Origin of the sequence: Bradyrhizobium sp. NBAIM18 (assembly GCF_020193825.1) — a bacterium.
Lineage (GTDB): Bacteria > Pseudomonadota > Alphaproteobacteria > Rhizobiales > Xanthobacteraceae > Bradyrhizobium > Bradyrhizobium yuanmingense.
The window spans coordinates 123,887-138,482 of record NZ_JADYVO010000014.1; the positions used below are offsets into that span (position 1 = coordinate 123,887).

The 14,596-nt window shown below is 65.3% G+C and carries 12 protein-coding genes; 5 read left to right on the forward strand and 7 right to left on the reverse strand.

What is annotated here, in order from left to right:
- Positions 1 to 206 precede the first annotated feature (206 nt).
- A complete protein-coding gene (locus I6F17_RS26430) occupies positions 207 to 1,817 on the forward strand; it encodes an NAD(P)/FAD-dependent oxidoreductase (RefSeq protein WP_225131915.1) in 1,611 nt (536 codons plus the stop codon).
- Between the two features lie 272 nt (positions 1,818 to 2,089).
- Here I6F17_RS26430 and I6F17_RS26435 read toward each other — a convergent pair whose 3' ends face one another.
- Positions 2,090 to 2,254: a Flp family type IVb pilin gene (locus tag I6F17_RS26435; protein WP_036006397.1), complete on the reverse strand. Its 165-nt coding sequence runs from the start codon at positions 2,252 to 2,254 to the stop codon at positions 2,090 to 2,092.
- A 154-nt stretch (positions 2,255 to 2,408) separates the two neighbouring features.
- On the opposite strand from I6F17_RS26435, the gene I6F17_RS26440 reads away from it, so the two are divergent.
- A complete protein-coding gene (locus tag I6F17_RS26440) occupies positions 2,409 to 3,296 on the forward strand; it encodes a 50S ribosomal protein L11 methyltransferase (RefSeq protein WP_225131916.1) in 888 nt (295 codons plus the stop codon).
- A gap of 39 nt (positions 3,297 to 3,335) precedes the next feature.
- Here the strand turns inward: I6F17_RS26440 and I6F17_RS26445 are convergent, their stop codons facing one another.
- Positions 3,336 to 3,515 (reverse strand): hypothetical protein, encoded by a 180-nt coding sequence (locus I6F17_RS26445; RefSeq protein WP_225131917.1) that lies wholly within the window; start codon positions 3,513 to 3,515, stop codon positions 3,336 to 3,338.
- Positions 3,516 to 3,702: 187 nt separating this feature from the next.
- On the opposite strand from I6F17_RS26445, the gene I6F17_RS26450 reads away from it, so the two are divergent.
- Both I6F17_RS26450 and I6F17_RS26455 read left to right on the forward strand, forming a co-directional pair.
- Complete coding sequence (locus I6F17_RS26450) at positions 3,703 to 5,532, forward strand: aminopeptidase P family protein (protein WP_225131918.1); 1,830 nt, start codon at positions 3,703 to 3,705, stop codon at positions 5,530 to 5,532.
- Positions 5,533 to 5,622: 90 nt separating this feature from the next.
- Positions 5,623 to 6,897 carry a multidrug effflux MFS transporter gene (locus tag I6F17_RS26455; RefSeq protein WP_225127801.1) on the forward strand — a complete coding sequence of 425 codons (1,275 nt, stop codon included), beginning with the start codon at positions 5,623 to 5,625 and terminating at the stop codon, positions 6,895 to 6,897.
- Positions 6,898 to 7,072: 175 nt separating this feature from the next.
- On the opposite strand, the gene ppdK is transcribed toward I6F17_RS26455, so the two are convergent.
- On the reverse strand, positions 7,073 to 9,988 hold the full coding sequence (gene ppdK / locus I6F17_RS26460) for a pyruvate, phosphate dikinase (protein WP_225131919.1): 2,916 nt from the start codon (positions 9,986 to 9,988) through the stop codon (positions 7,073 to 7,075).
- Positions 9,989 to 10,084: 96 nt separating this feature from the next.
- A complete protein-coding gene (locus I6F17_RS26465; protein WP_008562090.1) occupies positions 10,085 to 10,240 on the reverse strand; it encodes a DUF3096 domain-containing protein in 156 nt (51 codons plus the stop codon).
- Positions 10,241 to 10,463: 223 nt separating this feature from the next.
- On the opposite strand from I6F17_RS26465, the gene I6F17_RS26470 reads away from it, so the two are divergent.
- Positions 10,464 to 10,817 (forward strand): DUF1236 domain-containing protein, encoded by a 354-nt coding sequence (locus tag I6F17_RS26470; RefSeq protein WP_225131920.1) that lies wholly within the window; start codon positions 10,464 to 10,466, stop codon positions 10,815 to 10,817.
- A gap of 276 nt (positions 10,818 to 11,093) precedes the next feature.
- On the opposite strand, the gene glyS is transcribed toward I6F17_RS26470, so the two are convergent.
- The 3 genes from glyS to I6F17_RS26485 form a co-directional block, all read right to left on the reverse strand.
- Positions 11,094 to 13,193: a glycine--tRNA ligase subunit beta gene (gene glyS / locus I6F17_RS26475; protein ID WP_225131921.1), complete on the reverse strand. Its 2,100-nt coding sequence runs from the start codon at positions 13,191 to 13,193 to the stop codon at positions 11,094 to 11,096.
- Entirely contained in the window at positions 13,193 to 14,131 is a 939-nt protein-coding gene (locus tag I6F17_RS26480; RefSeq protein ID WP_225131922.1) for a glycine--tRNA ligase subunit alpha, read from the reverse strand. The genes glyS and I6F17_RS26480 overlap by 1 nt, the downstream gene beginning before the upstream one ends.
- Positions 14,132 to 14,343: 212 nt before the next feature.
- Positions 14,344 to 14,535, reverse strand: coding sequence for a hypothetical protein (locus tag I6F17_RS26485; protein ID WP_036037298.1), 192 nt, complete (start codon positions 14,533 to 14,535; stop codon positions 14,344 to 14,346).
- Positions 14,536 to 14,596: the final 61 nt, after the last annotated feature.

Here is a 14,596-nt window from a genome sequence, read left to right on the forward strand (position 1 = left end):
GGGCGCCGGATCGCGCGCAATGGAGCACAAGGCGCCTGGACGGGCAATAAAGTGTGGCGCGATGTTGCAGCAAGGAATGCCTGATATAGAGATGTCGTTCCGGTACGATCCGCAGCATCGAACCCGGAACCTCGAGATTCTCCGGTGCGGAGCCCGCATCATAGTTCGGCTCTGCCGAGTAGCCCCGGAATCAAGCCAAGGAAGTCATGACCGATACGGACGTCATCATCATCGGCGCGGGACATAACGGCCTCACCTGCGCGACCTATCTGGCGATGGCGGGCCTGCGCGTGCGCGTGGTCGAGCGGCGCAAGGTGGTCGGCGGTGCTGCGGTGACGGAGGAGTTTCACCCCGGCTTTCGCAATTCTGTCGCCGCCTACACCGTGAGCCTGCTCAATCCGCAGGTGATCCGTGACCTCAAGCTTGCCGAGCAGGGCCTGCGCATCGTCGAGCGGCGTGCGCAGAATTTTCTGCCCGCGCCAGACGGCAGCTATCTCCTCACCGGCGAGGGGCGAACGAAAGCCTCGGTGGCGCGGCTCAGCGCGCATGATGCGGAAGCGCTCGACGGCTTCGCGCGCGAGCTGGAAGACATTGCCGACGTGCTCAGGCGGTTCGTGCTGCGCGCGCCGCCGAACCTGCTCGACGGTTTTGGCACCAACGCGGTCCGCGAGGTCGTTAACGCTTTGCAGAGCGCCAACATTCTGCGCGGCCTGACGCTGGAACAAAGCCGCAGCCTGCTCGATCTGTTCACGCGCTCGGCCGGCGAGATGCTGGACGAACGTTTCGAGCACGATCTGGTCAAGGCGCTGTTCGGCTTCGACGCCATCGTCGGCAACTATGCCAGCCCCTACGCCGCCGGCTCGGCCTATGTGATGCTGCATCATGCGTTCGGGGAGGTGAACGGCAAGAAGGGCGTGTGGGGCCACGCCATCGGCGGCATGGGCGCGATCACGCAGGCGATGGCGCGCGCGGCACGCGACCGTGGCGTCGTGATCGACACGGATGCCGGTGTGCGCGAGGTCATCGTCGAGCGCGACCGCGCCGTCGGAATCGTGCTGGAGAACGGCTCTGCGATCCGCGCGAAATATGTCGCGGCCAATGTCAATCCAAAGCTGCTCTACACGCGCCTGATCGCGGCCGATGCTCTGCCTGCGGACTTCCTCGCCCGCATCCGGCATTGGAAGAACGGCTCCGGCACCTTCCGGATGAATGTGGCGCTGGACCGCCTGCCCTCCTTCACGGCGCTCTCAGGCGAGGGCGATCACCTCACCTCCGGCATCATCCTGGCGCCGAGTCTGGGCTATATGGACCGCGCCTGGCTCGACGCGCGCGCGCAGGGCTGGAGCCGCGAGCCCGTCGTGGAAATGCTGATCCCCTCGACGCTGGACGACACGCTGGCCCCTGCCGGCAAGCATGTCGCGAGCCTGTTCTGCCAGCATGTCGCACCAAGGCTTCCCGATGGAAAGTCGTGGGACGACCATCGCGACGAGGTCGCCGATCTCATGATCGCGACGGTGGATAAATACGCCCCGGGCTTCGCGGCGAGCGTGCTCGGCCGTCAGATCCTGTCTCCGCTCGACCTCGAGCGGCAATTCGGGCTGCTCGGCGGCGACATCTTCCACGGCGCGCTGACGCTGAACCAGTTGTTCTCGGCGCGGCCGATGCTGGGCCACGCCGATTATCGCGGGCCGCTGAGAGGCCTCTACCATTGCGGATCCGGGTCCCATCCAGGCGGCGGCGTCACCGGCGCGCCCGGCCATAACGCAGCGCAGGCGATCCTGCGGGATCACCGCGCCCTGTTCGGGAGCCGTGGATAGGGCTGTGGATTGGTTGTGGACAGGCTGTCGAAAGGCCTGTGAGCGGCCAGAGGAGGCCTGGGCGATACGGCCAGGAGCGATCCTGGGGAAAGCCGGTGGGAAATCGGCGGGGCGATCAGGGGAAAAGTGGTGGATAAAGTCCGGACAAGCAGGCGGATAAGCTGTGAAGTCGGGCGGCAAAAACGACCTCGCCCGCCAGGGGAATCCCCAGCGGGCGGTGATCAGGAACAGCCTTTGAAGAAAATAGCCCCGCTGGAAAATGGCGGCGGAAATTACTTCAAGGAGGTGCTAATCGAAGTGAACTTCTCGTTCATGGTGGTGCCCAGGCCGTTCACCACGGTAATGATCGCCAGGGCGATACCCGCGGCGATCAGGCCGTATTCGATCGCGGTTGCACCGGACTCATCCGACCAGAACTTCTGAATCATGCGCTTCAAGACTCGCCTCCGTTTCAATTTCAAGCTGCGTGGACTTTCCTGTACATCCGCAAATATACGTGGCACCCACTACAGGCGCGTTAATGCGGGAACCTCAACTTGTCCGAAAACTGGGCAGCAAAAGTTCCAAAAATTGAACGCGACGGAGCCCTGAATGCAGCCTTCCCCGACCCATCGCGCCAGCTTTTCGATCGGCAGCGAAGCCGACGCCAAGCGCGTCGTCGACGTGCTCACCGAGGTCTTTTTCGACGGCGATGCGGCGGTCGCCGCGTTCGAACGGCCTGACGGACGCTGGGACGTCACGTTGCATTTCGCCGCAGCGCTCGATCAGGCATGGCTGCGCGAACTCGTTGCAACTTCAGCAGGAAATCAGATCGCGGCGACGCTCGTCTTCGACACTGTCGAAGCCAAGGACTGGGTCAAAGCCAGCCTTGAAGATCTCGTCCCGGTGCCGGCCGGCCGCTTCGTCGTGCACGGCAGCCATGATCGCGACCGTGTGGCGCCGAACAAGCTCGCCATCGAGATCGAGGCGGCGCTCGCCTTCGGCACCGGTCACCATGGCACGACGCGCGGCTGTTTACTTCTGCTTGACCATGTCCTGAAGAGCTCCCGCCCAAGGAGCCTGCTCGATCTCGGCACCGGCACGGGCGTGCTGGCGATCGCGGCGGCGAAGGCGCTGCATCGCGCGGTACTCGCTTCCGACATCGATCCGCCATCGGTCCGGGTGGCCGCCGAGAACGCCACGCTGAACGAAGTTGGCAACCATGTGCGGGTGATCCGCGCGACCGGCTTTGCCGCGCCAGATTTTGCGCGTGCAGGCCCGTTCGACCTGGTGCTCGCCAATATCCTTGCCAATCCGTTGCGGCAATTAGCGAGCCCGATGACGCGACACCTTGCGCCTGGCGCCCGCGTCATCCTCTCCGGCCTCTTGACGCACCAGGCGCCCGCCGTGATCGCCGCCTACCGCGCCCGCGGCCTCGTGCCGGTGAAGCATCTGCGCATCGAGGGGTGGAGCAGTCTGTTGCTGAGGAAGGTGGGATGAACTAACCGCGTCGCGACGGCGGTGCGCTCCCTCGCCGCGCTACTCGGCCGGCTTCTCGTCGCGGCGTGACGCGCGCTTGCCCCGCACGGCGCGTTTGGCGCGGCGCTCGGCGAAACGGTCGATCATCTGGCTGATGAGGCCGCGCGGCTTCTTTGTTACTGCCGCTGTCGGAGCGCGGCGCGCCGGCGGCGAAATCTTCTCAAAGGTGAACGCTGGCATCGTGTGTCCCCTCGCCGTTGAGATGAACCACCTGCTCGAATTTCCCTGTTATCCGGACGAAGCGCAACTGCCGCATCCTTTACTCCACCCAATTCGAATGGAACTATTTCAAGCACAGTCCATGCCAGATGCGACGCAAATGCGTCTACATTGCGGACTGATCTCCATGATCCTAAAGTGATCCACCATGTTCGAAGCGCACTTCCAGACATTCGAGGAGCCGGAGGCCGGCGTCGCGTTGGCGGCACGGCTGGCCGCACTTCGCGAAGAACTTGCCCGTCGCAAGTTGACCGGCTTCGTCGTGCCACGTGCCGACCAGCAGCAGAACGAATATGTGCCGCCATCGGAAGAGCGGCTCGCCTGGCTGACCGGCTTTACCGGCTCGGCGGGACTAGCAGTGGTTCTGCCGCAGGAGGCTGCGCTGTTCGTCGACGGCCGCTACACGCTGCAGGCGGCCAAGCAGGTCGATGCCAAGGCATGGGCGGTGGAACCGCTGATCGATCCGCCGCCGGAGAGCTGGGTGGCGGCGCAACTGAAAGCCGGCGACCGCCTCGGATTTGATCCGTGGCTGCACACTTTTTCGGCAGCAGAACGGCTGTCCGCCGCCTGCGCCAAGGCCGGGGCCGAGCTGGTCGCGGTCGACAGCAATCCGGTCGACGCGATCTGGCAGGACCGGCCGCAGCCGCCGCTCGCCCCCGTCGCGGTGCACAGCCTTCAGCACGCCGGTATCACTGAAGCGGAGAAGCTGACCCAGATCAGGGCCGAGATCGCCAAGCTCAGCACCGATGCCTTGGTGCTGTCGGACAGTCACGCGGTTGCCTGGACCTTCAACATCCGCGGCGCCGACGTCGCCCATACGCCGCTGCCACTGTCCTACGCGCTGGTACCGAAGGACGGCCGTCCCACCATCTTCATCGACCACCGCAAGCTCTCCAACCTCACGCGCGACCATCTCGAGCAGTCCGCCGACGTGCGCGAACCGGACGCCATGGCGCCGACGCTGATGGCGCTGGCCAAGAGCGGTGCGGCCATTGCGCTCGACAATGCCACAGCGGCCGACGCACTCAGCCGCCTGATCAGCGGGGCCGGCGGCAAGCCGGTGCGCGGCAGCGATCCGGTTGCACTGCTCAAGGCGGTCAAGAACGCGACCGAGATCAAGGGCACCAAGACGGCTCATTTGCGCGACGCCGTGGCGCTGGCGCGCTTCCTCGCATGGATCGATCGCGAGGCGCCAAGCGGCAAGCTCACCGAGATCGACGCGGTCGAGGCGCTGGAAACCTTCCGCCGCCACACCGGCGCGCTCAAGGACGTCTCGTTCCCGACCATCTCCGGCACCGGCCCGAACGGCGCCATCGTGCATTACCGCGTCACCCGCAAGAGCAACCGGCGGATCGCGCCCGGCGATCTCCTGCTGATCGATTCCGGCGCGCAATATGAAGACGGCACCACCGACGTCACCCGCACCATGGCGGTCGGCGAGCCGACGGATGAGATGCGCGACCGCTTCACCCGCGTGCTGCGCGGCCACATCGCGATCGCGCGCGCCGTCTTTCCGGACGGCACCACGGGCGCGCAACTCGACACGCTGGCGCGGCAATATCTCTGGGCCGTCGGGCTCGATTTCGAGCACGGCACCGGCCACGGCGTCGGCAGCTATCTCTCGGTGCACGAAGGGCCGGCACGAATTTCGAAGCTCGGCACCACGCCGCTGAAGCGCGGCATGATCCTGTCCAACGAGCCCGGCTATTACAAGACCGATGGCTTCGGCATCCGCATCGAGAATCTCGAGCTGGTCGTCGCCGCCGACATCAAGGGTGCCGAGAAGCCGATGAACGCGTTCGAGACGCTGACCCTGGCGCCGATCGACCGCCGCCTGATCGATGTCGCGATGCTGAGCCGCGACGAGCTCGATTGGCTGAACGCGTACCATGCGCGCGTCAGGTACGACGTGCGGCCGGCGCTGGACGAGGCGACGAAGACCTGGCTCGATCAGGCCACGGCGGAGCTGAAGCTCTAGATCCAGCGAAAGACGGCTTGACGCCTCGCGCATAGCCGTATGCCGAAATGAGCGTATTCGCTCGCAACGCGATGCGGCTAGTGTCCGGCGATGCACGGCATCATCAGCAAGCCGCCCGAAGCGGCCGGCAACCTCGCGACCTCGCGTCTGGTGTTGCTGCTGCTGGTGGTGATGACCGGGGTCGCACCGATCTCGCTCTACATCCTGGTTCCGGCGCTGCCGGTGCTGGCGACGGATTTCGGCAGCGACATCTCGATCGCGCAGATGACGGTGTCGCTCTACATGGTCGGCATCGCGCTGTCGCAGCTGATCATGGGCCCGCTGTCGGACCGGTTCGGGCGGCGTCCGGTGCTGCTCGGAGGACTTGCGCTGATGGTGGCGGCCAGCGTCGCCTGCATTTTCGCCGAGACCCTGCCGCAATTGATCGCCGCACGCTTCTTCCAGGCGCTCGGCGGCGCATCCGGCATGGTGATCAGCCGGGCCATCATCCGCGACATCTACGAGCGCGACCGCGTCGCCTCGATGATCAGCCTCGTGGTCGCGGCGCTGATGATCGGGCAGATGGTCTCGCCGCTCACCGGCGGCCTGATCGAGACCGCGTTGGGATGGCGCGCGATCTTTTATGCCATCACCATCGCCGCCATCGTCGTTGCCGTCGGGATCGCCTTGGCGCTGCCTGAGACCCGCCGCAGCCGCGCCGCCGGCAGCGGCTTCCGCGGCGATATCGGCATGCTCATCCGCAACCGCGCCTTCGTCGGCTATGTGATGTGCCAGGTGCTGGCGTCCCAGATCATCTTCACCTTCGCCGGCGGCGGGCCCTACATCGTGGTGACGCAGATGGGCCGCAGCAGCGCCGAATACGGCGCCTGGTTCGCAACGACGGGCTTTGCGTTTCTGGTCGGCAACCTGCTCTGCGTGCGCTTTGCGCCGCGCCACTCACTGGAGAAGCTGATCTGGTTCGGGCTCGCCCTGCAACTCTGCGGCAGCCTTGCGAACCTAATCTGGAGCTTCGTCGGCTGGAACGAGGCGCCCGCCTGGCTGTTCGGCACCCATATGATCGTGATGGCCGGCAATGCCTTCGTGATGGCGAATTCCGCCGCCGGCGCCATCAGCATCCGTCCCGAAGCGGCCGGCACCGCCTCGGGCGCGATGGGCTTCCTGCAGCAAGGCATTGGCGCGCTGATGTCGCAGTTCGGCGCCTATCTCGGCGGCCACTCCGCAACGACGCTGCCGCTGACCTCCGCGGTCCTCGCGATCTCGATCCTTTGCGCCTGCGTGATGATGTTCGTCGTGCCCCGCCGCGAGGCGGTAGCGAGCGAGGCGCTGATCGGGCAGGCCGAGGAGGATGAGACGGGGATGATGTGAGGGGCGCCGAGTAGAGTCCCTCTGCGGAACGACTCTGGATTGCTTCGTGGAGCCTGTCATCGGGCCGCGCTTTGCGCGGACCCGGTGGCTCGCAATGACGACGCGGAGAGAGCAGTGCCAAAAATGAGAGGCGGGGCTGGGTCCCGCCTCTCTCAATTCAAGTCTGTGTTTCGGCTTACGCCTGGCTCGCGATCGCCTTGCCGAGCGCGGCCTGCGCCGCTGCAAGCCGCGCGATCGGCACGCGGTAGGGCGAGCAGGAGACGTAGTCGAGACCGATATGGTGGCAGAAGGCGACGGAGGCGGGATCGCCGCCGTGCTCGCCGCAGATGCCGACCTTGAGCGAAGTGCGGGTCTTGCGGCCGCGGGCGACGCCGATCTTGACCAGCTCGCCGACGCCTTCCTGATCGAGCGAGATGAAGGGATCGACCGTGAGGATGCCCTTCGCCACATAGGGACCGAGGAAGCTCGCCGCGTCGTCGCGGCTGATGCCGTAGGTCGTCTGCGTCAGGTCGTTGGTGCCGAACGAGAAGAACTCGGCCGACTGCGCGATCTCGCCCGCGAGCAGGCAGGCGCGCGGCAGCTCGATCATGGTGCCGACCTGATAGGCCAGCTTGGTGTTGGTCTCGCGCATCACGGCCTGTGCGGTGGCATCGATCCGTGCCTTGACCAGGTCGAGCTCGGCCTTGGTCGCGATCAGCGGCACCATCACCTCGAGGCCGACGGCCTTGCCGGTGCGCTTCTGCGCCTCGACCGCCGCCTCGAAGATCGCGCGGGCCTGCATCTCGGCGATCTCGGGATAGGCGATGGCGATGCGGCAGCCGCGGAAGCCGAGCATCGGGTTGAACTCCGAGAGCTCCCGGGCGCGGTCGGCGAGGCGCCGCGGGTCGGTGTTCATGGCGCGTGCCACTTCCTCGACCTCGGCATGGGTGTGCGGCAGGAATTCATGAAGGGGAGGATCCAGAAGCCGGATCGTGACGGGCAGGCCCTTCATGATCTCGAACAGCTCGACGAAGTCGGCGCGCTGCATCGGCAGCAGTTTTGCCAGCGCGGCGCGGCGCGACTGCTCGTCCTCGGAGAGGATCATCTCGCGCACCGTGCGGATGCGCGTCTCCTCGAAGAACATGTGCTCGGTGCGGCAGAGGCCGATGCCTTCCGCGCCGAACTTGATCGCGGTGCGCGCGTCGTCAGGCGTGTCGCCGTTGACCCGGACGCCGATCTTGCGGACCTGGTCGGCCCAGTTCATCAGCGTGCCGAACTCGCCGGACAGCTCCGGCTCGATCATCGGCATGCGGCCGGCCAGCACCTGGCCGAGCGAGCCGTCGATGGTGATGACATCACCGGTCTTGAAGGTGCGCGAGCCGATGCTCATGGTGCCGCGGCCGTAATCGACGCGGATGGTGCCGCAGCCGGAGACGCAGGGCTTGCCCATGCCGCGCGCGACCACCGCCGCGTGCGAGGTCATGCCGCCGCGGGTGGTCAGGATGCCTTCGGCGGCGTGCATGCCGTGGATGTCTTCCGGGCTGGTCTCGATGCGGACCAAAATCACCTTGCGTCCGTCGCCCTGAAGCTTGGCCGCCTCGTCCGAGGAGAACACGATCTCGCCGGAGGCCGCGCCCGGCGAAGCCGGCAGGCCGGTTGCGATCACGTCGCGCTTGGCGTTGGGATCGATGGTTGGATGCAGGAGCTGGTCGAGCGAGGCCGGATCGATCCGCGTCACCGCTTCCTTCTTCGAGATCAGGCCCTCATTGGCGAGCTCGACCGCGATGCGCAGCGCCGCCTTGGCGGTGCGCTTGCCGCCGCGGGTCTGGAGCATCCAGAGCTTGCCCTGCTCGACCGTGAACTCCATGTCCTGCATGTCGCGGTAGTGCTTCTCGAGCAGCGTGTAGATCCGCGTCAGCTCCTTGAAGGCTTCCGGCATCGCCGCTTCCATCGATGCCTTGTCGGAGCCCGACTCCTTGCGCGCCTCCTCGGTGATGTCCTGCGGCGTGCGGATGCCCGCGACCACGTCCTCGCCTTGCGCGTTGATCAGGAACTCGCCGTAGAGCTTGCTCTCGCCGGTCGAGGGGTTGCGGGTGAAGGCAACGCCCGTGGCCGATGTCTCGCCCATGTTGCCGAACACCATGGCCTGCACGTTGACCGCGGTGCCCCACGATTCCGGAATGTCGTGCAGCTTGCGGTAGGTCACCGCGCGCGCGTTCATCCAGGATGAGAACACCGCGCCGATCGCGCCCCAGAGCTGGTCGTGCGGATCCTGCGGGAATTCCTTGCCGGTCTCGCGTGCGACCGCGTCCTTGTACTTGCCGACCAGTTCGACCCAATCCTCGGCCGACAGATCGGTGTCGAGCGTGTAGCCCTGGCTGTCCTTGAAGGTGTCGAGGATCTCCTCGAAGTGATGATGCTCGAAGCCGAGCACCACGTCGGAATACATCGTGATGAAGCGGCGATAGCTGTCATAGGCGAAACGGCGGTCGCCCGACAGCTCGGCCAGCGCTTCCACGGTCTGGTCGTTGAGGCCGAGATTGAGCACGGTGTCCATCATGCCCGGCATCGAGGCGCGCGCGCCGGAGCGCACCGAGACAAGCAGCGGGTTCCTGGTGTCGCCAAACACCTTGCCGGTCAACTTGCCGACATAGTCGAGCGCCTTCTCAACCTGCGGCTTCAGTTCCTTCGGGTAGGTCTTGTCGTGCTCGTAGAAATAGGTGCAGACCGAGGTCGGGATGGTGAAGCCCGGAGGCACCGGCAGGCCGAGATTGGCCATCTCGGCGAGGTTAGCGCCCTTGCCGCCGAGCAGGTCGCGCATTTCCGTCCGGCCCTCGGCCTTGCCGTCACCGAACGTGTAGACCCATTTGCCGGCCTTGGCCGCTGCCGGCGCCGCCTTGGCAGGCACAACCTTCTTCGGCGCAGGCTTCGCGGCAATCTTCGGCGAAGCCGCCTTGGTCATTGCCTTTGCCACCGGCTTTGCAGTGGGTTTGGCGACCGGCTTCGGCGCGCTCTTGGCCAGCGCCTTGCGGGCCGCCGGCGCGGCCTTCGCCTTGGCGGAGGGCTTTGATTTCGCTGCAGTTTTAGAAGGCTTCGAGGCGGCTTTGGCCATAGCTTGCACACAACCTGCGAGAGGAATGGGAAATCGCGGGCCTTACACCACTTTGGGCGGGCCCGCGCAAGACGGACAGTTCCGAAAAGTGAACGCCTAGAAGCGGAGCCACTTCAGGAGCCCGAGCCCGATCGCGCCGTTGACGATGAGGAAGATCGCGACGATGAGGTTGAGAAGCCGCGGCATGATCAGGATGAGCACGCCCGCAATCAACGACAGGATCGGCGAAATGTGGGCGACGGTGATGTGCATGAACTATCTTTCTGTGAGGTGAGGCGAATCGCGCGCGGATCATAACCGGCTGGGTTCCGGGAGTAGAGATGCGCAAGGGCTGCTGCGAGTTCCGGCCTCACGAAAACTGCCCGAAATTGCCGCGAATGCGGCATGCCTTTTCCCGGAACATTGGCTTGAGGCACGCATTGGCAACCGGTCGCGCCGCTCGCGCGCCCGCAGAATCACGTCGAAGGAGTTGTCCATGCGGAACAGGATTTTTGCTCTCGCAGCGCTCGCGGCCGCAACCGGCGCGCCCCTTGCGGCGCAGGCGCAAAGCGATGTCACGATTGGACGCGCGCCCCCCATGGTCGACGGCGCGCCGACGATTGCCGTCGAACAGCGGCCCGCCTTCCGCGAATATGTCGTCGAACAACGTGTGCCGCCCTTCCGCATTCCAGATCGCGTAGTGGTCGGCACCACCTTACCCGAGGCAGGCGTCACTTATTATGACGTGCCGCAACGTTTCGGCGCCACGACCTATCGCTACACCGTCGTGAACGGCGAAACCGTGCTGGTCGAGCCGCGCTCGCGCCGCATCGTCGAGGTGCTGGACTAAAGACGCAGCCGCTCCATTCGATGTCCGGCGCGTCACATCAGGCTGGCGCGAGCAGTGTTAAATCGGACATCACGCCCCGCCCGGTCCTCCCCCCGCCGGGCGGGGCTTCTTTAGGCAAGCCACATCAGCAGCCGTCATTCCGGGACATGCCGGAGGCGTGGGCTATGGTGCGCAATTGCGCACCTGAGAATCCATACTCACGATCGTGGTTATGGATTCCGGGCTCGCGCTACGCGCGCCCCGGAATGACAGCGGTGTTTTGCCGCAAACCGCGCCTCAATCCTGGATCTTCGAGAAGTCCGCCACCGCGCGCGTGGCGCTGCGGATCTCGTTGAGGAGCTTCAGGCGGTTCTCGCGCACCTTCGGATCGTCATCATTGACGCGCACCTTCTCGAAGAAGGCATCGACCGGCGGACGCAGCTTGGCCATCGCGCTCATCGCGGCGGCGAAGTCTTCCTTGGCGACCGCAGCGCTGGCTTCCGCCTTGACCTCACCGATCGCCTTGGCCAGCGCCTTCTCCTCAGCGAGGCTGTAGAGCGCAGCATCGGGCGCACCGTCGAAGCTGCGCTTGTCCTTCTTCTCCTCGATCGCAAGGATGTTGCTGGCGCGCTTGGTGCCGGCGAGCAGGTTCTTGCCGTCGTCAGAGTCGAGGAATTTGCCGAGCGCCTCGACGCGGCGGACGATCATCAGGAGATCGTCCTGGCCGCCGAGCGCGAACACGGCATCGACGAGATCGTGGCGCGCGCCCTGCTCGCGGAGCTGGACCTTGAGGCGATCGGCGAAGAAGGCCAGCAGATCGCTCGGAAGCTTCGAGGCATCGGCCGGCTTCACGGACAAGCCGGCGAGCGCTGATCCCGCCACCTTCATGAGCGACAGACGCAGCGCGTTCTCGGCGATCAGCCTGATCACACCCAGCGCCGCACGACGCAGCGCATAGGGGTCCTTGCTGCCCGTCGGCTTCTCGTCGATCGCCCAGAACCCAACCAGGGTATCGATCTTGTCCGCGAGCGCCACCACGACGCTGACCGGATCGGTCGGAACGCGATCAGCAGGCCCTTGCGGCTTGTAGTGCTCCTCGCAGGCCGCTGCGACGGAGGCGTCTTCGCCCTGAGCCAGCGCATAGTATTTGCCCATCAGGCCCTGCACTTCCGGGAATTCGCCGACGACTTCCGTCAGCAGATCTGCCTTTGCCAGATGCGCCGCGCGCGTCGCCTTGGCGACATCGGCGCCGACCAGCGGCGCGATCTCGGCGGCCAGCCGCTCGATGCGCTTGATGCGTTCCGCCTGCGTCCCGAGCTTCTCGTGAAACACGATCTGATCGAACTTCGGCAGCCGGCCCTCGAGCTTGGTCTTGAGGTCGGTCTCGTAGAAGAACTTCGCATCCGACAGCCGCGCGCGGATCACGCGCTCGTTGCCGGCGATGATGGTCGCACCACCATCGGTCGCCTCGATATTGGCGACGAGGATGAACTTGCTGGCGAGCTTGCCCGTCTTGGGGTCGCGCACCACGAAACACTTCTGGTTGTTGCGGATGGTGGCGCGGATGACTTCGTCGGGAGTCTTCAAGAATTCCGGCTCGAACGAGCCCATCAGCACGACCGGCCACTCGACGAGGCCGGCGACCTCCTCGAGCAGATTCTGGTCCTCGACCAGCTCAAAACCTTGCGCGAAGGCGAGCTGCTTGGCGTCGGTGAGGATGGCGTCCTTGCGGCGCTCGGGGTCGAGCACGACTTTTGCTGCAAGAAGCTTAGCGTCGTAGTCCTCGAAGCGGCGCACGGAGATCGGCGCCGGCGCAAGGAAGCGATGACCGTAAGTGGTCTGGCCGCTCTCGATGCCGTCGACCTCGAATTTCACGACATCGGGCTCTTCGGTCTCGGGGCCGAAGGTCGCGGTGATCGCGTGCAGCGGACGCACCCAGTTCAGCGAGCCGGGCTTGCCCGAGCGCGCGCCCCAGCGCATCGATTTGGGCCAGGGGAAGGTGCGGATGATGACAGGCAGAATTTCCGCGAGCACGTCGATCGCGTCGCGGCCGGGCTTCTCAATCAAGCCGATGTAGAAATCACCCTTGGGGTCGCGCTGGATTTTTGCTTCGTCCAGCGACTTCAAACCGGTAGCCTTCAGGAAGCCCTGCACGGCCGCATCGGGCGCGCCGACCTTGGGTCCACGGCGCTCGGTCTTCAGGTCCGGCTGGCGCGCTGGGATGCCGTGCACGGTGAGCGCAAGGCGGCGCGGCGTCGCGAACGCCTTTGCGCCCTCATAGACCAAGCCTTCGGCAACCAGCTTGTCGGTGACCATGCGGCGCAGATCGTCCGCCGCCTTCGCCTGCATGCGCGCGGGAATTTCTTCGGAAAACAGTTCAAGCAAAAGATCGGGCATCAGGCCGCTCCGCCCGCTTCAGTGTGGATCCAGGCCTCGCCGCACGCTTTTGCCAACTCGCGCACGCGCAGAATGTAGCTCTGCCGTTCGGTCACGGAGATCACGCCGCGGGCATCGAGCAGGTTGAAGACGTGGCTCGCCTTGATGCACTGGTCATAGGCCGGCAGCGCCATCAGATGCTGTTTCCGGTTGCCGCCGTCGCGCCAGCCCGCGTCGAGATATTTTTTGCAGGCCGCCTCCGCCATCCTGAACTGCTCGAACAACATCGTGGTGTCGGCATATTCGAAATTATGCCGCGAATATTCCTGCTCGGCCTGCAGGAACACGTCGCCATAGGTGACCTTCTGGTCACCGTCGCGGCCGTTGAAGTTGAGGTCGTAGACTCGGTCGACGCCTTGCACATACATCGCGAGACGCTCGAGCCCGTAGGTGAGCTCGCCCGCGACCGGCACGCATTCGAAGCCGGCGACCTGCTGAAAGTAAGTGAACTGGCTGACTTCCATGCCGTCGCACCAGCATTCCCACCCGAGGCCCCAGGCGCCCAAGGTCGGGCTCTCCCAATCGTCCTCGACGAAGCGGATGTCGTGAACGGCGGAATCGATGCCGATCGCGGCGAGCGACTTCAGGTACAACTCCTGAAGGTTCGGCGGCGACGGCTTCATGATCACCTGGAACTGGTAATAGTGCTGCATCCGGTTCGGGTTCTCGCCGTAACGGCCGTCCTTGGGCCGGCGCGAGGGCTGCACATAGGCGGCGTTCCACGGCTTTGGCCCGAGCGCGCGCAGCGTGGTCGCCGGATGGAAGGTGCCCGCGCCCATTTCCATATCGTAGGGCTGCAGGATCACGCAGCCCTGCTCGGCCCAGAACCGCTGGAGCGCGAGGATGAAGCCCTGGAACGAACGTTCCGGGCGCATATGGGCGGGCAATGAGGCGTCCATCGTCAGATCGGGCTCTCGCGGGGGGTTTTGAATCGCGCGGGACCGTATCGACGGCGGGGATGGGAATCAAGGCGAAGGGGGCGGATTCGGGCGTCATTCCGGGGCGCCCGCAGGGCGAGCCCGGAATCCATTGCGCCGCTCACTCCGTGGTTCGATGGATTCCGGGTTCTCGCTTCGCGAGCCCCGGAATGACGAACGCGTGGAGGTGTGCTCTAACCCGGCCGGTAAGCTCCGGTCACGGGATCACGCTTCAGCGTCTTAATGTCCCCCATAGGAGCGGCCTCGGTGACGCGCGACAGGCGCATCTCCTCCAGCTCCTGGTTGATCCGGATGGCGGTCTTGTAGGCCCAGCGGACCACGGCAAGCCCGCCCAGGACGCCCGCGAAAGCGACGAACGGCGGCATCGGTCGATCCTCGTCTCATGCTCAGCCCCCACCAGCATTCTTGCGCAGATGGACCTGCGCC